The organism is Pseudomonas sp. Marseille-P9899 (genome assembly GCF_903166565.1).
Taxonomy (GTDB): Bacteria; Pseudomonadota; Gammaproteobacteria; order Pseudomonadales; family Pseudomonadaceae; genus Aquipseudomonas; species Aquipseudomonas huaxiensis.
In genome coordinates, this window is record NZ_CAESCG010000004.1 from 475,199 (window position 1) to 496,557 (window position 21,359).

The 21,359-nt window shown below is 60.8% G+C and carries 19 protein-coding genes; 14 read left to right on the forward strand and 5 right to left on the reverse strand.

Translation table 11 applies throughout. The features are described 5' to 3' along the window. Positions 1-234: 234 nt before the first annotated feature. The 13 genes from tssB (at position 235) to HWV67_RS32205 (ending at position 15,094) form a co-directional block, all read left to right on the forward strand. On the forward strand, positions 235-738 hold the full coding sequence (gene tssB, locus HWV67_RS21935) for a type VI secretion system contractile sheath small subunit (protein WP_175652748.1): 504 nt from the start codon (positions 235-237) through the stop codon (positions 736-738). 67 nt (positions 739-805) lie between these two features. Beyond that, positions 806-2,287 carry a type VI secretion system contractile sheath large subunit gene (gene tssC / locus HWV67_RS21940; RefSeq protein ID WP_175652749.1) on the forward strand — a complete coding sequence of 494 codons (1,482 nt, stop codon included), beginning with the start codon at positions 806-808 and terminating at the stop codon, positions 2,285-2,287. Next, positions 2,284-2,730, forward strand: coding sequence for a type VI secretion system baseplate subunit TssE (gene tssE / locus HWV67_RS21945; protein ID WP_175652750.1), 447 nt, complete (start codon positions 2,284-2,286; stop codon positions 2,728-2,730). The genes tssC and tssE overlap by 4 nt, the downstream gene beginning before the upstream one ends. A gap of 22 nt (positions 2,731-2,752) precedes the next feature. After that, entirely contained in the window at positions 2,753-4,519 is a 1,767-nt protein-coding gene (tssF, locus tag HWV67_RS21950) for a type VI secretion system baseplate subunit TssF (RefSeq protein WP_175652751.1), read from the forward strand. After that, positions 4,483-5,502 carry a type VI secretion system baseplate subunit TssG gene (tssG, locus tag HWV67_RS21955; protein WP_175652752.1) on the forward strand — a complete coding sequence of 340 codons (1,020 nt, stop codon included), beginning with the start codon at positions 4,483-4,485 and terminating at the stop codon, positions 5,500-5,502. The genes tssF and tssG overlap by 37 nt, the downstream gene beginning before the upstream one ends. Then, positions 5,499-6,830: a type VI secretion system-associated FHA domain protein TagH gene (gene tagH, locus HWV67_RS21960; protein WP_175652753.1), complete on the forward strand. Its 1,332-nt coding sequence runs from the start codon at positions 5,499-5,501 to the stop codon at positions 6,828-6,830. The genes tssG and tagH overlap by 4 nt, the downstream gene beginning before the upstream one ends. Further along, positions 6,830-7,849 (forward strand): type VI secretion system lipoprotein TssJ, encoded by a 1,020-nt coding sequence (gene tssJ, locus HWV67_RS21965; protein WP_175652754.1) that lies wholly within the window; start codon positions 6,830-6,832, stop codon positions 7,847-7,849. The genes tagH and tssJ overlap by 1 nt, the downstream gene beginning before the upstream one ends. Further along, positions 7,846-9,183 (forward strand): type VI secretion system baseplate subunit TssK, encoded by a 1,338-nt coding sequence (gene tssK, locus HWV67_RS21970; RefSeq protein ID WP_175652755.1) that lies wholly within the window; start codon positions 7,846-7,848, stop codon positions 9,181-9,183. Before tssJ ends, tssK begins: the two co-directional genes overlap by 4 nt. A 1-nt stretch (position 9,184) precedes the next feature. After that, complete coding sequence (gene icmH / locus HWV67_RS21975) at positions 9,185-10,051, forward strand: type IVB secretion system protein IcmH/DotU (protein WP_175652756.1); 867 nt, start codon at positions 9,185-9,187, stop codon at positions 10,049-10,051. Positions 10,052-10,171: 120 nt separating this feature from the next. After that, positions 10,172-10,690 (forward strand): Hcp family type VI secretion system effector, encoded by a 519-nt coding sequence (locus HWV67_RS21980; RefSeq protein ID WP_175652757.1) that lies wholly within the window; start codon positions 10,172-10,174, stop codon positions 10,688-10,690. Between the two features lie 343 nt (positions 10,691-11,033). Next, positions 11,034-13,649: a T6SS effector BTH_I2691 family protein gene (locus HWV67_RS21985; protein ID WP_175652758.1), complete on the forward strand. Its 2,616-nt coding sequence runs from the start codon at positions 11,034-11,036 to the stop codon at positions 13,647-13,649. Next, positions 13,650-14,834, forward strand: coding sequence for a DUF6708 domain-containing protein (locus HWV67_RS21990; protein WP_175652759.1), 1,185 nt, complete (start codon positions 13,650-13,652; stop codon positions 14,832-14,834). It begins immediately after the preceding gene. Then, positions 14,831-15,094: a PAAR domain-containing protein gene (locus HWV67_RS32205; protein WP_175652760.1), complete on the forward strand. Its 264-nt coding sequence runs from the start codon at positions 14,831-14,833 to the stop codon at positions 15,092-15,094. Before HWV67_RS21990 ends, HWV67_RS32205 begins: the two co-directional genes overlap by 4 nt. Positions 15,095-15,116: 22 nt before the next feature. On the opposite strand, the gene HWV67_RS22000 is transcribed toward HWV67_RS32205, so the two are convergent. The 5 genes from HWV67_RS22000 to HWV67_RS22020 form a co-directional block, all read right to left on the reverse strand. Further along, entirely contained in the window at positions 15,117-16,160 is a 1,044-nt protein-coding gene (locus HWV67_RS22000) for a GlxA family transcriptional regulator (RefSeq protein WP_175652761.1), read from the reverse strand. 128 nt (positions 16,161-16,288) lie between these two features. Next, positions 16,289-17,140, reverse strand: coding sequence for an ABC transporter permease (locus HWV67_RS22005; protein ID WP_175652762.1), 852 nt, complete (start codon positions 17,138-17,140; stop codon positions 16,289-16,291). Then, on the reverse strand, positions 17,137-17,988 hold the full coding sequence (locus HWV67_RS22010) for an ABC transporter permease (protein WP_175652763.1): 852 nt from the start codon (positions 17,986-17,988) through the stop codon (positions 17,137-17,139). The genes HWV67_RS22005 and HWV67_RS22010 overlap by 4 nt, the downstream gene beginning before the upstream one ends. Beyond that, positions 17,985-19,082 (reverse strand): quaternary amine ABC transporter ATP-binding protein, encoded by a 1,098-nt coding sequence (locus HWV67_RS22015; protein ID WP_175652764.1) that lies wholly within the window; start codon positions 19,080-19,082, stop codon positions 17,985-17,987. The genes HWV67_RS22010 and HWV67_RS22015 overlap by 4 nt, the downstream gene beginning before the upstream one ends. A 106-nt stretch (positions 19,083-19,188) precedes the next feature. Then, positions 19,189-20,040 (reverse strand): glycine betaine ABC transporter substrate-binding protein, encoded by an 852-nt coding sequence (locus HWV67_RS22020; protein WP_175652765.1) that lies wholly within the window; start codon positions 20,038-20,040, stop codon positions 19,189-19,191. 581 nt (positions 20,041-20,621) lie between these two features. Here HWV67_RS22020 and HWV67_RS22025 point away from each other — a divergent pair. Next, complete coding sequence (locus HWV67_RS22025; protein ID WP_110968727.1) at positions 20,622-21,344, forward strand: GntR family transcriptional regulator; 723 nt, start codon at positions 20,622-20,624, stop codon at positions 21,342-21,344. Positions 21,345-21,359 lie beyond the last annotated feature (15 nt).

Sequence of the window (21,359 nt, forward strand, 5' to 3'; positions counted from 1 at the left end):
ATTTCCTATTTTTTTGCTGTTGGGCCTTGTTCTAGTCTTGCTGCTGTTTTGAGTTGAGGCGAGTTCGCTGGCCTTGCTCCGGTGTTGGTACGGGGCGAAATGGCCGATCTATTCGTGGGCTGGATAATTTCTATGTGATTCGATGAGTTCATCGGGGCGCCGCGTTTCATCGCATCCGTCTAGTGGTATTTCGATGAGCGCCAACTAACACGCGAACTTCCGGAGAAGTAGTTCATGGCAAATAAAAAAGGCTCGGTCGCCCCCAAGGAGCGAATCAATATCACCTATATTCCCGCCACCAATGGTGAGCAGGAAGAGGTGGAGCTCCCTTTGCGATTGCTGGTGGCGGGGGACTTTATCGGGCGAGAGGAAGACAGTGCGCTCGAAGATAGAATCCCGGTTCGTATCGACAAGGACACCTTCAATAGTGTCATGGCGGAACAATGTATCGGCCTCAAGGAAAGTGTCTCAAGCACACTTTCAGAAAGTGCGGATGACACGCTTGATATAGACCTCAAGTTCCACACCATCGATGACTTCGGCCCTGATGCGGTCGCCCGCCAGATTCCTGAGCTGAACAAGTTGCTCGAATTGCGCGAGGCGTTGGTTGCCCTCAAGGGGCCCCTTGGCAATGTTCCGGAGTTTCGCAAGCAACTGCAGGCCATGTTGGGTGACGAGGCTGCGCGCGGCCAGCTTGCCAAGGAGTTGGAGGCAGTGCTGGGCGAAAGCCTGAGCTGATCCGGTTCTGTCCGGCCCGAATGGGCTGGCGAGCAATTCATCCATTCATTTTTCAAGGGATATGAGCATGACCGAAGCGCAATCCGCCCCTGTCGAGCAACAACGTTCTAATCATGAAGGTGGCCTGCTGGCCCAGATCCTTGCTCAGACGCGAATCGAGCCAAGCCAGGAGGGGTATGCCGTTGCCGAGCGCGGTGTAGCTGCTTTCATTGCCGAAATGCTCAAGTCGTCTGATCAACAGCGACCGATCAATAAGCAACTGGTTGACCAGATGCTGGCGCAGATCGACGCCAGGATCGGCAAGCAAATGGACGTAGTCCTGCATCACCCGAAGTTCCAGGCGCTGGAGTCGAGCTGGCGTGGTCTCAAGTTCTTGATCGACCGTACGGACTTCCGCGAAAACACGATCATTGACCTGCTGCACGTGACCAAGCCGGAGTTGCTTGAGGACTTCGAGAGCGCCAGCGATATCACCCGCAGTGGCCTCTATCGACACGTCTACACCTCCGGTTACGGTCAGTTTGGTGGTCTGCCGGTGGGCTGCATGGTCAGTAATTACACCTTCGGACCGTCGGCGCCGGACATCAAGCTGCTCGGCTATGTCGCCTCTGTCGGAGCAATGGCTCATGCACCATTCCTCGGCGCTGTTGGCCCGGAAATGTTCAATCTGGAATCGTTCCAGGAGCTGTCGAATCTCAAGGAAGTGAAGGACATCTTCGACGGGCCACGCTTCACCAAGTGGCGCGGCCTGCGCGACTCCGAGGATGCGCGTTATCTGGGGCTGACCATGCCGCGCTTCCTGCTGCGCCAGCCTTACGATCCACTCGAGAACCCGGCTCGCAGTTTTGACTATCGCGAGACCATCGACGGCGATCACCACAACTACCTCTGGGGTAATACCTCGTTCGCGCTGGCTGGTCGCATCGTCGACAGCTTTGCCAAATACCGTTGGTGCCCGAACATCATCGGCCCGCAGTCGGGCGGCACCGTAGATGACCTGCCGGTTCATCTCTACGAATCCCTCGGCCAGCTTCAGGCCAAGATCCCCACCGAAGTGCTGGTCTCTGACCGCCGCGAGTTCGAGCTGTCCAGCGAAGGCTTCATTCCGCTGACCATGCGCAAAGACAGCGACAACGCGGCCTTCTTCTCGGCCAACTCGGTGCAGCGCCCCAAAGTGTTCGCGAAGACGCCCGAAGGCCAGGCGGCGCAGACGAACTACATGCTCGGCACGCAGTTGCCCTACATGATGATCATCAATCGGCTCGCCCACTACCTCAAGGTGCTCCAACGTGAGCAGATCGGTAGCTGGAAGGAGCGCCCGGACCTGGAGCGGGAGCTCAACAACTGGATCCGGCAATACGTCGCCGACCAGGAAAGCCCGTCTTCCGATGTGCGCAGCCGTCGACCTCTGCGCGCGGCGAAAATCGTGGTGCAGGACGTCGAGGGTAATCCTGGTTGGTATCAGGTATCGCTGTCGGTTCGTCCGCACTTCAAGTACATGGGCGCCAACTTCGAACTCTCGCTTGTCGGTCGGCTCGACAAGGAATGACGGTGAATTCGACCGTATCGCCCTCGCCAGGTCTGGGGAGCCTGTTTCAGCGGCTCGACCCGGACCTGCCGCCCCGACGCTTGTGCACCCGGCAGGCATTGGCTTCCGAGCGGATTCTGGCCATCAAGACCAACCTGGAGCAGTTGCTCAACGCCCGCCAGGGTGGCTCGCAGAGCAGCCCTGGCTTGGGGTTGCCCGACATGAATGATGCCGCTGCCGGGCAGTTGGAACTGAGAAATCAGATCTGTCAGAACATCCGGGAAATGATCGCTCTCTATGAGCCTCGCGTCCGGGTGCTGGACGTTCGCATGCTTGCTGCGGCCGAGCAGCCGCTGGGTCTGTGCTTTCGCCTGCACTGTCAGATCCCGCTTGCGGAGGCTTCCGAGCAGGTCGAGATAGACCTGCTGGTTCATCAGCGGCAGCAACGGATTCAGGTGCTGTGAATACACTGGCCGAGGAGGCGGGATGCCACTGAAGAGCAAGTTTCGGGAGGAGCTGGATTATTTGCGTCGGCTCGGTCGAGTGTTCTCGCGCAACAATCCGCAACTGGCTCGGTTTCTGGGCGACGAGGCCACCGACCCGGATGTCGAGCGGCTGCTGGAGGGCTTCGCGTTCCTGACGGCCAAGCTACGGCTGAAGATCGACGATGACTTTCCCGAACTGACGCATCCTCTGTTGCAACTGCTGTGGCCGAACTATCTGCGGTCGCTTCCCAGTGCCACCATCATGCAGTTTCCACCCGTGGACCGGTCGATTACCGTCCGCCAGCGTATCGCCAAGGGCGCGCGTATCCGCTCGCGCAGCGTCGACGGTGTGGAGTGCGAATTTCGCACCTGCGCGAACGTCGATGTCTACCCGTTGCAGATCAGTGAAATCAGCGATGCGCATTCGCTGGAGAAATCGACGGTCCGCGTGGACCTCATCACCCTGAGTGGAAATCCGCCAAGCACCTACGACTGCGACCGCCTGGATTTCTACCTGAGTGGCAGCGACTACACCGCCATGACCTTGTATCTGTGGCTGTCCAGATACCTGGTCGATGTGCGTCTGGAGTGTGACGGCGTGGTCAGGCACATACCTGCCAGCCAGATCGTTTTTCCGGGGTTCAGCCCGGACGAAGCATTGCTGCCCTACCCGAAGAACGCCCTGGACGGATACCGCATCCTGCAGGAGTACTTCCTTTTTCCCCGCCGCTATTTCTTCTTCGGGCTCGTTGGGCTGCGTGCCCTTTGGCCCACCACCAGCACCGAGCGTATCCGCCTGGAGTTCCGCTTTACCCGGCCCATGCCGGACGATGTGCGCGTGCAGACCGGTGACATGGCGCTGTACTGTGCGCCTGCGGTCAACCTCTTCGAGCACGACGCCGAACCGGTGAGGCTGACCGGGAAGACCCTCGATCATCGCGTGCGCCCAGCAGGCAAGCGGCCCGATGCCTATGAGGTGTTCAGCATCGATCGCGTCGACGGCTGGAAGAGCGAAGCTGCCGATCAGCCTGGCGCCTGGCTGCGAACCTACCAACCGTTCGAGTCCCTTCGTCATCAGATCGATTTCGAGCAGGGCCGGACCGTCCTCTACTACCGCACCCGAATCGACCCTTCGCTGATGAGTGCCGGTGTCGAGCACCGGGTATCGTTCGTGCGCAGCGATGAACAACGCTACATCGGGCGGGAGGAAACCGTTTCTTTCGCCCTGACCTGCAGCAATCGTGACCTGCCACAGGCATTGGCGATGGGCGATATCTGCATACGCACGCCGGGCATGCCTACCTTCGTAGCCTGCCGCAATCTGACCCCGCCCACCCCGTCATACCGACCGGTGCTGGAAGGTGATTTGCTGTGGACGCTTATCTCCAACCTGTCGCCGACTTACCTGTCGCTACTGTCGGCCGAGCCCTTGAAGGCCGTTATCCGTGCCTATGATTTCGCCGCCCACCATGACGTCCAGCGCGCACGCTCCACACAGATGCGCCTGGGGGCTTTGCTGGAGGTGCAGACCGCGCCAATCGATCGCATGTTCAAGGCACTCCCCATCCGTGGATTGCGCACCGTGGTCAAGCTCGATCAGGACGGGTTCTCCTGCGAGGGCGATCTGTACCTCTTTGGCACGGTGCTAAGCCACTTCCTCTCCGTGTACGCCAGCATTTCCTCCTTCCATGTACTGGAGGCCATCAACGTCAAGAATCAGGAGCACTACGCATGGCCGATGCGCAGCGGAACCCAGCCCCTGATTTGAATGACGTCTTGCTTGGCGAGGCCAGGAGTCATGACTTCTTCTGCCTGCTCGAGCGCCTGCATGGGTTGCACGGCGATGATCTGGAGTCTGCTGAAGCCTACGCAGCTGACGGGCAGCGCATTCGCCTGAGCAATTTTGCCGGCGTCGGATTCCCGGCCTCGGATGTCTTCCTGGCGCAGCGCCTGGAGGGGAATCTGCCGCATCAGTACCTTGTGCAGGCGACCTTCTTCGGTATGCACGGCCCCGACTCCCCGCTGCCGTCGTACTACCTCGAACGCCTGGCTTACGAGGCGGGGCAGGGCGAGGGTATCCGTCCTGCCTTTTTCGACTTTTTCAATCACCGCCTGTTGACCCTGCTTCACCAGGCCTGGCGCAAATACCGCCACTACATTCGCTTCCGTCCGGGCGCGAGTGACCGGCTTTCGCAGCGTCTCTTCGCCCTGGTAGGGCTCAAGGATGATGCCATTCGCGGCGCCACGCCGATCGCCTGGAGCCGGCTGCTCAGCTTCGCCGGTGCCGTGGTTCACCGCAGCCGCTCGCCTGCCATGGTGACGGGGCTCATTGCTCACTGCTTCGACCTGCCGGACGTCAGCATCCGCGATTTCGAGCTGCGCTATTCCGATATCGCCCCGGACGACCGCACGCAGCTTGGGCTGCGCAACGGGCAACTGGACGAAAGCTTTCGCATCGGCGACAGCGTCCGAACGCGTCACTGCAAATTCACCATCGTTATCCACAGCCTGTCGGAGGCACGTTTTCGCGAGTTCCTGCCCAACGGCGAGAACTTCGAGCGGTTACGCATGCTGATCGCCTACCTGCTGCGCGACCAGACCCCTTGCGACCTTGAACTGGGGCTGTGCGAGAACGAAATCCCCGCCTTCAATCTGGGGCACGACAACGGCGGCCAGCTTGGCTGGACCAGCTTTCTCGAGCAGCCGCAGTTGCGCACGCCTCCCCCTGTTCGACTCACGGTACGCACATGACTGTAGATAACGCCGTTCGGCGCCTGTCCCTGGTGGTGGACAACCCCCAGGCGCTCCAGCAAGGCAGCAAGCCTGGCCATGTCTTCGTTGCCGAAGGCGGCACCATCGGATCGCAGAACGCCAGCTGGACACTGCGCGACCGCGAGGGTGGGGTCAGCGTCCTGCATTGCGAAATTCTCCTCGAGGACGGTGCTTTTCTGGTGATCGACCGCTGTGGCGACACCACCGTCAATGACCAGACACAACCGCTCGGCGCCAATGCCTGCGCCAGGTTGAGCAATGGCGACAGGTTGCACATCGGCCCGTACCTGATTTCCGTTCACCTGGGCGATGAACTTCACCCTTCGGGCGATTCCGGGCTTCATTCCAGCGAACCGGGACATCTGCCCATGGATTTTCTGGAGGCATTGCCCAACGCCGAAGCGCATGACGTCGATAGCGAATATCGACAGCAATCAGGCTGGACCGAGTTCCAGGCGCTCGGTGCCCCGCAAGGACCTCAAGGTCTGCTCGATCCTCTCGAAGCACTCGACGTCGCCCACGACGGCTCAATTGCCCATCTCGATCCGAATCACTACGGACAAACGCCGCTGGCCGCCCAGGCCGACGTCGGCAGCACCCGATCCGAAGCCATCTACGGCGCACCCATGCATGCCCCAGGAGAACCCAACATGTCGGAACAGGACACACCGCCCGCGGCCGCCCGAGAGTGGATTCAACGCCAGTTTTCCAGCAACGCAGAGCCGGTCGGCCTGGTCGAGCCTCTGGTGGACGGTATTGGCGCTGCGGTTGGAGCGATGGACGAACAGGAGGCCTACGCGCTGCTGAACGAGTCGGGACGTGCACTCGGCGCGCTGATTCGCGGCCTGTGCGCCCTGAATGCTCCCCAGGCTGACGATCAGCAAAGAATTTCCCTGGCCGGGCGCACGCTGCAGCCCATCGAAGACAACCCTTTGCGTCTGGGACAAAACTACCCGGACACCGTGCGAGCGCTTTTTTCTGCCGAGCGCAGTGTTGTTCACCTGTCACCCTCGGCGGCGGTTGAAGAGTCGCTTGAGCAGATTCGCCGACAGCAGGTGGCGACACACAAGGCCATCACCGCCGGGCTCGCCGCGCTCTTGCAAGCATTCTCGCCCGGACAGTTGGAGCAGAGATTCCAGCGCTATCGCCCTGCACGCAGCGGGCAGCCGCAGACTGCCGATTGGGCGTGGCAAATGTACGGGCACTATTACGACGAACTGACCTCCGGTCGGCAGCAAGGCTTCGACAAGCTGTTCTGGGAAGTTTTCGAACAGGCCTTCGATCAGGCGCTGCGCGCGGAGGCATGATGAGGCACGCCATCGCGCTCCTGCTGGCCTCGGCCACGCTTGTCGGCTGCAGCACCGTGGGCAACGTGCTCACAAAGACGGGCCAGGTGCTGATGAGTCCGTCCATCCAGGTCGGTGCTGCGCAGGACCAACCTTCGCAGGTCGCTCTGAGCTTGTACGCCAGCCCGGACGTCAACCCCAACTCGCTCAGCTACCCGGCTGCCGCGCCTGTCGACGAAGCGGAGCCAGCGCCATGGGACCAGGAAGAGCAGGGGCCTTTCGCAGTCAATTTTCGCAGTGCGAGCAAGGACGACCTGATCGAGCATCTGCGTGCCCTGCTCGGTCATTTCGAGAACGAGCGAACGAGCGCCTTCACCACCCTCGCTGTGCGTCAGCGCCTGGCCATTCCCGGCCTGGTCGTAGACGAGCACGCGCCACCCTTGACCCTTGGCAAATCACAGCCCGAAACCCTGTTCGCCGGCACCACGACCGCGCGATGGCCACGCCCCTCGAACTGGATGCTGCGCCAAGGGCCGGCGCCGTCTACCCGTGAAGGTGGCGTCGGGGCTTCTGCCATGGCTAGCCAAGATCTGGGCCAGTACGGCCATGGCCCGGTCCTGGCCCAGGCGGCCGAAGAGCGTGCGCCACCGAACAACGCCACGCCCATTGGTTTTCGCGTATTGCAGTTGAAGGACGACTCCATGCTCGAAAACGCCGACCCCGAATTGCTCCGCAACACGCCCGACAAAGTATTGGGCAGCACCCTCCTGGCTTCGGACGACTACATCCTCACGCCTGGCCAGTTCAAGTTCATCGAGTTTTCCGACGTCGACGAAAAGGCTCGCTACATCGCGGTGGTGGCGGATTTCCACGACCCCAATGCGGAGCGTTGGCACGACGTTTTTCGCATCGAGCCTCGCGGTCGCAAATACCCGCTCATGGTGATGCTGCAAGGCAGCCGTGTTGCGCTCACCGATGAAAGCTACCGCTCTGCGCCAACCCCTGGCGACGCCTCCTCCCCTGCGAGAACTTACCGATGACCACCCGCAATCCCGTCGTCTGGGGCGAAGGACTCTTCGTCAAACCCCAGCATTTCCAGCAGACCACTCGGTATCTGGAGCACTGCATCAATGCCCGCAGTGGTAGTCGGTACTGGTATGGCTTCACCGAACTGGAGCTGAACCAGGAGTTTCTCGCCTTCGGCAAGATCGCCATCATTCGCGCCCGCGGTGTCATGCCCGACGGTACGTTGTTCGACATCCCGCATGACCAGCCGCCGCCGGACCCACTGGCCATCCCCGACGCCAGCGCGGCCAACCAGACGGTCTATCTCACGCTGCCGTTGCTTTCGGACGGCACCGGCCAGGTGCGCTGGCCTGACAGCTATGGCAATACCCGCTATCTCCTGAACTCGGAAGATGTCCGTGACACTCACAGTCACCAGGGCAATCACGCCCCGCTGGACCTGGCTGTGCCCAACTTGCAGTTGGCACTGGAGCGCGACGATCGCAGTGCCTTCACCAGCCTGGCCCTGAGCCGCATTCTGGATCTGCGGCCCGACGGCAGCCTGCTGATGGACGCAGGGTTCTACATCACCGGTCTGCATCTCAATGCCATTCGTCCGCTGGCGCATTTCATGGAGGAAATCTCTTCGCTGATGCACGAGCGGGCCAAGAGCATCGCTCAGCGCATCGGCTCGCCCGGTCAATCCGGCGTAGCGGATTTCACTGATTTCAGCCTTCTGCAGGCCCTCAATCGCTGGCAGCACCAGTTCCGCCATCTGGCGCGGGATCCCGACGTGCGCCCGGTCGATGCCTATCTGGCCTGCGGGCAGGCCAGCGGTGAGCTAGCCACCTGCATCGACGGCTCGCGTCTTGCGCCCGAGTTCCCCGCCTATCAGCACGACAACCCGAAAAACACCTTCCTGATGCTGGAGCAAACCCTGCGCCGCCTGCTCGGCACCGTGCTGCAGCCGCGCGCCGTGTCGCTTCCGCTGGTCAAGCAGGCGCACGGCATTCTCACCGCGCAGATCAACGATGGCAGCCTGATGGACAGTGCCGATTTCATCCTTGCTGTGCATGCCCGAATGCCGCTGGAGAAGATGCGTCATTTGTTCCTGCAGCAGGCCAAGGTGGCCTCTCAGCAAACCCTGCTCGACCTCATCCGCCTACAACTGCCAGGCATCCCGCTCAGTCCGCTGCCCGTGGCGCCCAGACACCTGCCGTTCCACGCCGGCTTCACCTATTTCCAGCTCGATCGCACCGCCGGCAACTGGCAGAAGATGATGCCGAAAGGCGCTGACAGCTTCGGTTTCCACATCAGCGGTGATTTCCCGGAACTGCAATTGCAGTTCTGGGCGATCCGGAGTCAATGACATGAGCACTTCAACCCAGACCGGCAACGACCTGTCCGAGGCCCCCGAGTCGTCAGCGCCTGGTCGGGCGCGGGACGACTTGCAGCGTTCTGCGGCAGCCGAGAGCATTCAGGACAAGAACAGGCTGCTCTTCGAATCCTCGAGCAATACCGACCAGGACACCGACCTGCAATTCCAGTTGCGCGGTCACAGCCTCAACCCGCTGATAGATGCCGCCCAGCCAATGCTCGGCCTGGTGATACGCCTTCGTCGGCTTGACCGCTGCGAGGACATACCTGCGCTCTATTCCACGGTTCGCGACCAGATCACGGCGCTCTCCGAAGAAGTCCGTCAGCGGGGTTACGACGGCGCCACGCAACTGGCCTACCGCTACGCACTTTGTGCCTTCATCGACGAAGCCGTGATGGCCACCGAGTGGGGACGCGCCTCTCTATGGCGGGAGCGCTCGCTGCTCAGCTACCACCACAACGAAACCTGGGGTGGCGAGAAGTTCTTTACCGTCCTCGCGCGCATGCAGATAGACCCGGCTCGCTACCGTGACGTGCTGGAGTTCAAGTACCTCTGCCTGTGCCTGGGTTTCCAGGGCAAGTACGGCCAGCAGCACAACAACAAGGATGTTCTCAACGGCGTCATTGGCAAGCTGCATCGAATCCTCCGTGCGCAGCGCGGCGACAGCCCCGAGCGCCTGATCGACCCGCCGGACAACGTGGCATCCCGTCGCTATCGCCTGGCACGGCAATGGCCGCTTTGGACGCCCTGGGCGATTGCCGGTGTGGTCCTGTTCGCGGCTTATCTCTACTTCTCCATCAGTCTGGGAAGCACCACCGAAGAGGTGCTCAAGTCCCTCGACTTCATCCTCAAATCCTGACGTTCGAGCCGTTCAGCCACTGCTCATGACTTTGAAGTAACGCTTGCTTCAAACCCTTGCCATCACCGATGGCGCCATGGCCCACAAGGCCTTTACACCAACGAAACAAGGAGGCAGTCCATGCCAAGTCCTGCATATATCAGCATCCATGGAAAAACCCAGGGATTCATTACCGACGGGGCATTTACCGCCGAGTCCGTGGGTAACATCTTTCAGCAGGGGCACGAGGAGCAGATCCTGGTCCAGGAAATCGAACACCTGATCAGCACTCCGACCGATCCGCAAAGCGGCCAGCCTGCCGGTCAGCGCGTGCACGGGCCTTTCACTTTCACGTCGTCGATGAACAAGGCCATACCGATGTTGTACCAGGCACTATCCACCGGCGAGACCCTGACGGAGGTAGAAGTGAGGTGGTATCGCACCTCCACCGATGGGGATCAGGAGATGTTCTTCACCACCCGCCTCGAAGACGCCACCATCGTCAGCATCAATACCGCCTTGCCCCACGCCCAAGACCCTGAAATGGCCGGGTACACCCAACTGGTCAAGGTCGCCATGGCCTACCGCAAGATCATCTGGTCCCATGTCATCTGCGGTACCGAGGCCTCGGACGACTGGCGCAACCCTAAGGAAGCCTGATTACCAGGTACTTCTGGCGACCGGCGTGGTAGCGCGCCGGTCTTTTCCTCTCGCACAAGGAGCAGTGGCCCGACACCGGGCTGAGGAGGCCTTTCCATGCCGTCCAATCCGCCCTGCGCTTCCCCTTCACCGCCGGCTCCGATGACTTTGAAGTCGTCGAGTTCCACCTTACCGAAGGCCTCTCCGAAACCTTCCGCCTCGAAGTCAACCTGAGCTGCGCCAACCCTGCGGTCGGCTTTGGCCAGACCCTCGAACGCCCGGCTCTGCTCACACTCTGGCAAGGCGGCCAGCCCGTTCGCTATGTGCACGGTTCGGCGTAGTCAAACAAACGAGAGCATTCAGCATGTCGAAACCTTCCCGTTCCTTGAGCGAACTGCTCGCCATCAGCCGCGAGGCCTCCAACCGAACGAACAGCAATAAGCCTGAGGGTCCGTGTGTCAGTTGCAAGCGCACCCTCACGATCTTGCCGCTGCGCTACAGCGTGATGTCCGGTCTGGACCGGGCCAGCGTCGAAAAGCTGGCTCCCGTGCTCCCCCCTCACCTGGGCAAGAGGCTGGCGCCCTCGCTTGCTCACAGCCGCTATGCCATACGCAGCGTGCGCGAGGGTTACGTCTACGTATTCGTCAAGCGCATGGGCAAGGACTACGTGTGCGAAGCCACCTACCGGGCGCACGACAGCGGCTTGCTGGAACCCGTGCTACCGCTCTATCCAGGTACCCCGGTGGGTGGTGCTCTGGCGCTGGGAGGATGGACCCTGACCGTAGCGGATCCGGAAGATGTGGACGAGGCGCGGCTGTTGTTCACACCGGACCCACTTAGTGCCGAAATGCTCGAGCGTCACCTGAGCATCAATCGCGACCGTGACCGCCTGCAGAAGTTTGACCTGCGCACGTTGGCCAACAGTTGTGGCGTCTTCGACGACGTCATTACCCCATCGCATGTCGACAGCCTCGTTGCGGAGTTCCTGGCCGTCGGTGATGTCGCCGCGAGGGCCGTGCTGGAGAAACAGGCCTTTCCGCCCTTCCGCAGCGCGCTGGCCCCTGGGGATGTACCCAGGGACATGGATTCCATTTACCGCAACGCGCTGGAGCGCCTGATGGACGGCGGCGGTGTTGCCGTTGTCCTCGATGACCCGATTGGCATCGTTCAGGAACTGAATGCCTGGCGCAATGACTCCATCGAGATGAATCTGCCCTGGCTCAAGACCGTCGATGCGCAAGGCATCAGCAATGAGCGCCGGTATGTAGTGGCCGAGGCGCTGGACGACGTGAAGATGGCCATGGAACTGGGGTATGTCGAGAAGGCTGTCGAGAAGGCCGCTCGGCAGGACCGGGACGCCAAGGGCCGCGCCATGATGCACGAGGCCCGTTTCGGGACCAATTACGCAAAGCTGGAAAGACGCGAGCCGTATGACCCAGAGCGCGTAAAAAGCCAGGCCGAGTCCGAAAAGGAGTCGGCCTTCAAGCCGTACCAAGACAGGCTCGACTGGAAAGCCAAGGAGCGGATTCAGGCCGAGTTCGCCAGGGTTGATCGCAAGGCCCAGGAGGAAATGGACAGACGCGGGGACGACCATCTCGCCTGGCTGGACAGCGAGATGCTGGAACAGGCGCTCGACGTCTACGACCGTCATCAACCGGTCTGGGGGCAGGCGTTCGCGAGCCAGATTGCCTTGTGCCTGCTCGGCATGAACGCAAGCAGCAAGGGCGCTGCGAAGCTGGCGTCGTGGTGGTCGGACACCGACATCAGCAAGCGCAATCTGGCCTGGCGCGCCTTGACGCGTAACAACATCGACATTGCAAGGGAAGCCCGGGCGGCATTTGCCACTGCAAAAGCCGCAGCCAACGGCCTGACCGTCGATAACCTCGTCACCGAGCTGGGTGCTGCCAGCGCCTGGTTTCAGAGAGTCGTCGACCTTTTGATAAAGGTGGATGCAGCCGTTCAGATGGCGATCGTGGGGGGTGGCGCTCGCTGGTTCGATCCGCAGCGGCTTCCCCTTACGCTGTCGCTTTTCGCGTCCCTTCACGAATACATGTTGAAGCTGCTACCGGTTAACGCGACGAACCGCCTGCTATTGAGTCCGATGCTCGGTTTCGTACATGCCATGCTGGGAGAGGTGACGACCCGTCTACGACTGAGCGAACTGGCGGCGGCTGGGCTAACGGCCAATCCCAACCGGGTTTCGGGTCAGGTGAATTCCCATATCGCCCGGGTTCGGAACTCCGTAATGCGGGAATTTCAGAACACTGGAAAGGGCATCTTTCACCAACTGCGTGGCGGCACACTGCTGGCGTTGCTCGAAGCCATCATTCTGGGCGTGAAGATCTCGAAAATGGACGAGGGTGAAAAGGAATACCTGGAGTTCAAGGCGGCACTCCTGATTACCACGGCTGCAACAGTCGAGTTGACGGCACTGGGGGTGCAAATGGTTGCGGATCGGTATGCGTCTTCGGGGGTTACGGGGCGTGGGGCCACGGTTTCGTTGGGTGGATTGAGACTGTTGGGTGGAGGGCTGGCGACTGTTGGGGGTGTGATGCTTGGTTTGATTGATTACGAGGATTATAAAAATTTCAAAGAGAAGAAGTACACGCTTCTTAGTGCTGCCTACTTGGCGCGAGCTGTCGTGTCGTTTGGGGTCGCTGGGTTGGGAGCGTTAGTGTCTCTCTCGTATTCAGCTCCATTGCTCCGATTGATTTTCGAACGGCATAGCTGGGTGATCCGGTCAATAGAAATACTTGGTAGGCCCGGGGTTATGCCGATCTTGCTGCGTCTGATGGGAATTGGAAGTCTTGTTGTTCTGGGAGTTAGTGTCGCCATCGTCTACTTGTCTCCTAGCAAAATGGAAGAGTGGTGCTGGCATAGCTGTCTTAAGAAATGGAAGTCGGATGCCTTATTGAAGCCATTCAAAGATCAGGAAACAGAGCTGCAAAAACTCTATGAGGCACTTGAGGAGGAGCTCTGAATGTATTGGATTGAATGGATGTTGTGGTACGTGCAGACCTCTCGTTTCGACAGTGAAATGTGGCAGGAAGAAAAAGAAAAATACCTGGCTGAAAAACTTTCCGGAAAATACAAGCACGAAGACAACTTGCCAGGAGTTAGAGACCGGGTCAGTGAAGCTCCGCGTGCGGACGGTTCGATCTATGAGCTCAATGAAACCTACATTGAAATTATGGCAGGAGAATCACAGGAGCGGCGCGGCGTTATTACTTATCTAACAGTGTTCGCTATTTATTTCCTTTGCACTCTTTCTGGTGATGTGGCGTTAGACAATACGGTCTGGTTCACAGGCGTATATTACTGGGGGAAAGACGATGCAACAGTAGGCGACTATGTGTTCGCGGCTTTCACCGGTGCTCTGACCATTGGATGCTTTTACGTAGTAATCCGATATGCACGCATTTTCATAAACCTTGAAAACTTCGTCCAACGCCGAATTTTGATCCGTTTCAATCGAGTCACGCGTCAGGTCTATCTGCACCGGCCCCGATTCGCGGGGGGCATTACCGTTTTGGACTGGGAAAAGGTAATCGTTGACGCGGGAGTGGGCCACGAGGAAAGCGCTCACACAGGCACAAAACTCATTCTTTTATGGGAGCCTTCCACGCCCGACCACCCTTATCTCCATATGGTCTTCGTTGGCAAACGCGCCGATGGCACCAGCGATATCGTCAACCTTTGGGAATTCATACGCCTCTATATGGAAGAGGGGCCGCAATCGGTACCCGCACCGAAGAAGTTGCTGGGCAAGGTGCCATGGCCGTGGCTGTCGGTAATGGCGCCACTGAGTTTTTTCAGGCCACTGTGGCGCGCCGGGCTGCGTTGGCAGGTCGCCTGCATTGTGGCGCTGGTTTCTCCGGCGTTGGCATTGCATGCCGTTGGCCACTGGATATCGCTGCTGCTGTGCTGGGAACCTCGCTGGCCGCGCATTATTCGGGAGGCTGGCCTGCCTGGAAAACCAGTTCCGGCATTATCTACCGCTGCAGACTGGCCTCCCTTGCCCAAGGTGGAGCCCCGAGAAAAAAGACCAGGGCGTGCACGAAGGCTATCCCGGAGTGAAGAGCCGTTGGCTGAAAAAGAGCCGCAGACAGTTCCCGAGGCTCCTACCGACCTTGGGCCCGAAACTCATCGGCAGACATTGAAATGACCCTTGCCTTTATCGTTCTAGGTGACACCAGCAGCCATGGTGGCACTGTGCAGAGCGCAACTACCGGGTTCACCGTCAATGGTATTGCCGTAGCGGGAGATGGCGACTCGTTTGAGTGCCCGCTGCACGGGACAGTCGCGATTCAAGCTACCGGGCGCGGGATACGAGGCAATGGCAAAGTTCCCGCGCGGCATGGTGACACCGCCGTCTGCGGGGCCAGCCTGATTGCCTTCCAGAAGGGAATCACCTGGTCTCTTTGACCTTGGCAGCTACGCATAACCACTAGGATGCCTTCTTGCCCTTCCCCCCCTTCACCAAACCATGGCGAAGCTCCTTCGACGGCCCGTAGCCATAAAAGGACGCATAGCACTTGCTGAAATGGCTCGGCGAAACGAAACCGCAGGCCAGCGCCACGTCGATCAATTGCAGGTCGGAATGCTGCAGCAGCCGACGACTTTCGGTAATCCGCAGTTCCAGGTAATAGCGCACGGGCGTGGTGCCAAGCTGGGTCATGAACAACCGGCCGATCTGCCGTTTGGAGCGGCCGACGTAATGGGCCAGTTGGTCCTGGCTCAAGGGCTCTTCGATGTTGGCGCTCATCAGGTTGATGGCTTCGCGCAGCGGCTCGCTCATTTTTTCGTGCAGGGTCGGCCGCGCCCGGCGGTAGCGGGACTCTTCGAAGGCGAGGATATCGACGATGGCGTCGACCATGCCACGACCATGCAAGGTATTGATCCACTCGAGCACCATGTGGAACGCCCCCGCCGGACTGGCGGCGGTGAGACGGTCGCGGTCGACGATGTAGCTTTCGCTGGTGACCTGGCTGTCCTTGGCGATCTCGGCCACGGCGCCACGGTGTTCGGGGTGCACGGCGCAGCGGTAGCCATCGAGCAATCCGGTCTGGCCAAGAAACCAGGCGCCGTTCCACAGGCCAGCCAGAGCCACCTGCTTCTCGGCCGCACGCAGAAGCATCTGCGTCAGTTCCGGAATCGGCTTGAGCACGGTGCGCAAGCCGCCGCAGACCACCAGCAGGTCGAGGTCGTCCAGGCTGGCGGAATTGAGGGCGGCATCCGGGCAGATCACCAGCCCCAGGTCGCTGACCCGTGAGCCGCCGTCCATGGTGAACGTTCGGTAGGTGAAAGACGCCGACTGGATCAGGTTGGCGGTGACCACGGTGTCCAGCGCCTGGGTGAAGGCCGGCAGGGAGAAGTGTTCGAGCAGGATGAAACCGACCCGGCCCTGGGCAATCGCCGGTTGCCCTTTCTCGCCCGTGAAGCGCAGGTTTGAGCCCTGCAGGGCATCACTGAAATGCCTTCTTTCAACCACGTCGTTGCCTCGTTCGATCTTGTTCTGGTGTTGCCGGAGGGATGACGGAAACCGCAACGCCGGCGTGCATCGTTCGCATGATGCACGCCGGCGCGGCGCTTATCCAACAGCCATTGTGGGATTTTTCGTCAGGTGGCGGCCCGTATACGCCGCCCTTGCAAGGCGCCGCGAGACAACCGGTCGAGCAGCAGCGCCACGGCGACGATGGTCAGGCCGGCACGCAAGCCAAGGCCCATTTCCATGCGGGTCAGGCCGCGGGTCACTTCCGCGCCGAGGCCGCCCGCCCCGACCAGCCCGGCCAGTACGACCATGGCCAGCGACAGCAGAATGCACTGGTTCAAGCCCACCAACAGGGTCGGCATGGCCGACGGCAGCTCGATCTTCAGCAGGATGCCGCGCGGCGTGGCGCCCATGGCCTGGCCCAGTTCCAGCAGGTCGCGGGGCACCTGGTTGAACGCCAGGGTGGTCAAGCGCAGCATCGGCGGAATGCCGTAGATGATGGTGGCGAGGATCGCCGGCACCTTGCCCAGGCTGAAGACCATGACGGCGGGAATCAGGTAGACCCACGGCGGCACGGTCTGCATCACGCTGAGGATCGGTTGCAGCACCGCGTCCAGGCGCTTGGCCCGTGACGCCAGCACGCCCAGCGGAAAGGCGATGGTCACCGAGATCAGCACCGCCACCGTGACCAGGGCGATGGTCTGCATCGACGCCACCCAGAACCCGGAAAGCAGGCAGAAACCCAGCATCGCCGCCGCCAGTACGGCGGCGCGCAGGTTGATCAGCACCCCGGCGAGCAGCGCAACCAGGGCGATCATGCCGTAGGCCGGGACTGCCAGCAGCACGCCTTCGATACCGCCCAACACCATCTCGATAAAGCGGCTGATGGCGGCGAACAGGCCATGTAGGTTGGCGTTGAGCCAATCCACCGACGGCGCCAGCCAGGCGCCGGGGGAAAACTTGAAATCAGTAAGGTTCATGCAGCGGCCCTCCTGCCGAGGCGCGTGGCGCTTTGCGCCATCCGGTCGAGGATCAGGGTGAGAATGACGATGGCGATCGCGGCGTTGATCGACATGGCGATATCCAGGGTGCGGATCGCGCCGTAGATCACTTCGCCCAGCCCGCCGGAGCCGACGATGCCGGCGATCACCACCATGCCGAAGGCCATCATCAGGCCCTGGTTGACCCCGGCCATGATGCTCGGCAGGGCAAACGGCAGGCGGATCTTGTAGAACTGCTGCCAGCCGGTGGTGCCGCTGGCGTGGCCCAGTTCGATGAACACCTTGGGCGTCATGCGGATGCCGAGGGAGGTCAGCCGCACCACCGGCGGCACCGCGACGATAAAGGTGGCGACCAGCGCCGTGCCCGGCCCGTAGCCCAGCAAGGCGATGGCTGGCAGCAGATAAATGTAGGGCGGCAGGGTCTGGATCAGGTCGAGCACCGGCTCGCTGATCCGGTCCAGCGACGGCATCAGGCCGGCGGCAACACCGACGGGAATGCCGACGATCAGTGCCATGCTGGTGGCGGCCAGTACCAGCGCCAGAGTGCTCATGGTCTGCAGCCACAGCCCCATGATCACGCAGAGCACCAGGCCGAGCATCGCGCCCACGGCGAAGCGCCAACTGCCGGTAAGGCGCCAGCCGAGCACGCCGAACAGCAGGATGATCACGTAGAACGGCACCAGCGTCAGACCGCTGTAGATGACCTGATAACCGCCCTGCAATACCGCGTTGAGGCCGTCGAAGAACCACGCGCCGTTGTCTGACAGCCACTCCAGCCGCGCATCGACGAACGCATCGAAGGCCGCGGCGAAACCGGAGCCGTTCATAGCGCGGCCTCCAGTTGCGCAGCCGGCTGCTCGACCGCCGGCGCGCCCTGCACGCCACGCAGCAGGTCTTGCTGGGTGATGACGCCGAGCACCTGGCCGTGCTCCACCACCGCCAGCGCATCACCGCCGGAGCTGATCATCAGGTTGATCAAGGCATCCAGGTCGGTGTGCGGTCCCGCGCCCGGAAGGCGCGACGGATCGAGCTGTGGATGCGCCGCGACGGAGGACATGATCGAGTGCGCCTTGACCAGGTGCAGCCGAGAAATCCCCGCAACGAACTCGGCGACATACGCATCGGCGGGCTTGAGCACGATGTCCTCGGCGGTGCCCTCCTGGATGATCACCCCGTCTTTCATAATCGCGATGCGATCACCAATGCGGATGGCCTCTTCCAGGTCGTGGGTGATGAACACCGCAGACTTGCCCAGGGATTTGGTGAGCTGGCGGAATTCGTCCTGCAGTTGCCGGCGGATCAGCGGGTCGAGGGCGCTGAAGGGTTCATCCATCAGGATCACTTCCGGGTCGGAGGCGATCGCCCGGGCCAGGCCAACACGCTGCTGCATGCCGCCAGACAGCTCGTCGGGGTAACGCTGGGACCAGTCGCTCAAACCCACCTTGGCCAGCGCCTGCTCGGCGATCGCGTGGCGCTCGGTCTTGCCGACGCCGCGCACCTCCAGGCCGAAGGCGGCGTTTTCCAGCACGGTGCGGTGCGGCAGCAAGGCCACGCTCTGAAACACCATGCCGATCTGGCGCGCGCGGGTTTCGCGCAGGGCCGCAGCGTCGAGGGCGGCGAGGTCCTTGCCCTTGATCAGGATCTTGCCGGAGGTCGGGTCGATCAACCGGTTGAACATACGGATGAGGGTCGACTTGCCGCTGCCGGACAGCCCCATGATGCAGAATATTTCGCCACGCTTGACCTTGAGGCTGACCTCCGAAACGCCGACCACGCAGCCGTAGTCCTGGAGAATCTGCTTCTTGCTCAAACCACGCTCTTTATAAGCACGCATGGCGGTATCGGCGTTCTTGCCAAAAATCTTCCAGACCGATTGGCACTCCACCAATACGTCATCTGCTACATCGCTTGCTGTGTTCATCTCGCACCCGTCGAACCAGGAATCTGGTTGGCTTTTTTATTACGTTCAGTTCGGCAGTGTTCAAGGCGTTGTCCGGGAAATGCCCCGAACAACGCGGTGTTCCAAATCAGTATTGTTTGATGTTTTCCCAGCGCTTGATCAGGTCGGCGTTTTTCGTCGACCAGTCGGCAACCGCCTCTTCCACGGTCTTGCCGTCCTTCATCGCGCCGTTGATGGCGGTGATATCGGCCAGCGGCAGGTAGACCCCGGCGATCAGCTCGCGGGCCTGCGGGTATTCAGCCGAGAAGCCTTTGTGGCCGATCCAGTAGTAACCCTGCGCTGGTGCGAACGAGCCTTTCGGGTCCTTGAGGAATTTCACGTCGAACTTCTGGCTCATCCAGGACGGCTCCCAGGTGGTGACCGCGATCCATTCCTTGCGGTCCACCGCCGATTTCAGCGCGGCGGCCATGGCTGCGGTACTGCCTTCGAGGAGGTTGAGCTTGAGGCCGTAGTCGGTCACCGCCTTGGCGGCGTCGCTCATCAGGCCCGAACCCGGCTCGATGCCGACGATCTTGTTGCCGAACTTGTCGGCGTTGGCGTTCAGCTCTTCCAGCGAGTCGATGGTGACGTAGCGCGGTACGGCGATCGCCTGGTAGAGGCCGTGGGAAACCGGCGAGATCTTTTCCAGACGGTTCTTGTTCTTTTTCCAGTAATCCTGGGCGGCGTAATCGATCTGCGACGCCAGGATCTGGATATCACCCTTGCCCAGGGCGGCGTAGGCGATGCCCCATTCGGAGAAGTTGGTCACCTTGACGGTGTAGCCAGCATCTTCGAGCACTTTCTTGGTGACGGTGGTGATGGGAGTGAGGTCTTCCCACGAGAGCGTGCCCATGGTGATGGTCTTTTCCTCGGCGTGTGCCTGGAACACCGTGAGACCGACCATTGCGAGCGTACAGAGAGCCTTCCGGAAGAATTTCATTGTTGTTCATCTCCTGGTTGTGGTGCTGGCAGGGCAATGGCTTGCCCATTCATTGTTGTTGGTTTCGAGCACTGCGTGTTTCAGGGTGCAGGCAGTTTCACCGGCATCCGCTTCACAACTTTCTGGCGGGGTATTTCTGGCGCCGGGATCACCGGTTGACCAGGGGAAGTGCCCGCGAACACTGGCCTTGAGGCGAGATTCGCACGGGTTCAGGAGGCGGTCAACGGAATTGTATTCTTTGTGTATACCTAAGGAATTCAAAAAGAATTCATTGGAAGTGCTATTTTCCCCAGTGTTTTCAGGGCTCTGACGCCCTGAACGCTGCCTGAAACCTTGTCGCGGACTGACATGTCAATGGCGGGATTTGATAAGAGTGCGTCTCGTGGATGCCATAAAGACCCTCTTTGCGGGTAGCTTTAGCACCTGCGCACCAACAAAACCGGGGATCTGACCCTGTCACAGTCACCTCGATCAGCGGCCAATACCGCTCATCGAAATATCTGTAGACACATTGTCTAATCCTCCCCTATATTCGTTATACAAATTGTAGACACAACCTGATGAGTACAAAAAAGGCTCCCATGAAAGCCCCCGCAGCCGTCTCCCCGTCCATTGCCGATGCCTCCCCGGATCGCAAGGCGCTTCTCTCCGAAGCCCTGCGCCGCCGCATCCTGAGCATGGAACTGGCGCCCGGCGCGGTGGTAGATGAACTGGCACTGTGCGAAGAGTTCGGGCTGTCCCGACCGCCCGTTCGCGAGTTGCTGCGGCAGATCGCCGCCGAGGGCTACATCGAGCTGGAGGCCAACCGTGCCCCGCGTGTCGCCGCCATGAGTCATGAGTCGCTGCGGGCCTTCTTCCTGGCCGCGCCGCTGGTCTACATCGCCACCACCCAGTTGGCCGCCACCCGCGCCACTGCGGCGGAGATCGAAGAGCTGCGCCGGATCCAGGCCCTGTTCCGCCAGGCCATCGAAGCGCAACACGTGGAAAACCGGGTCATCTACAACGACGAGTTCCACCTCGAAATCGGCAAGATGGCACACAACGATTACCTGATGCCGAGCCTGCGCCGGGTCCTGATCGACCACGCACGCCTGGGCAAGATTTTCTACCGCCACCCCACTACCAGCGACATGCAGAAAGATCTGGAACTGGCCTGCGACCAGCACGACCAGATCATCGAAGCCATTGCACGTCACGACAAGGAAGCGGCGGGACAACTGATTCGCGAGCATATGGAACTGTCGCGCCGGCGCATGGCGGAATACGCCGCACCGGAAGGCATGGAGGTATCGCTCGCGTTTTGAAATACCCCGGAGCAT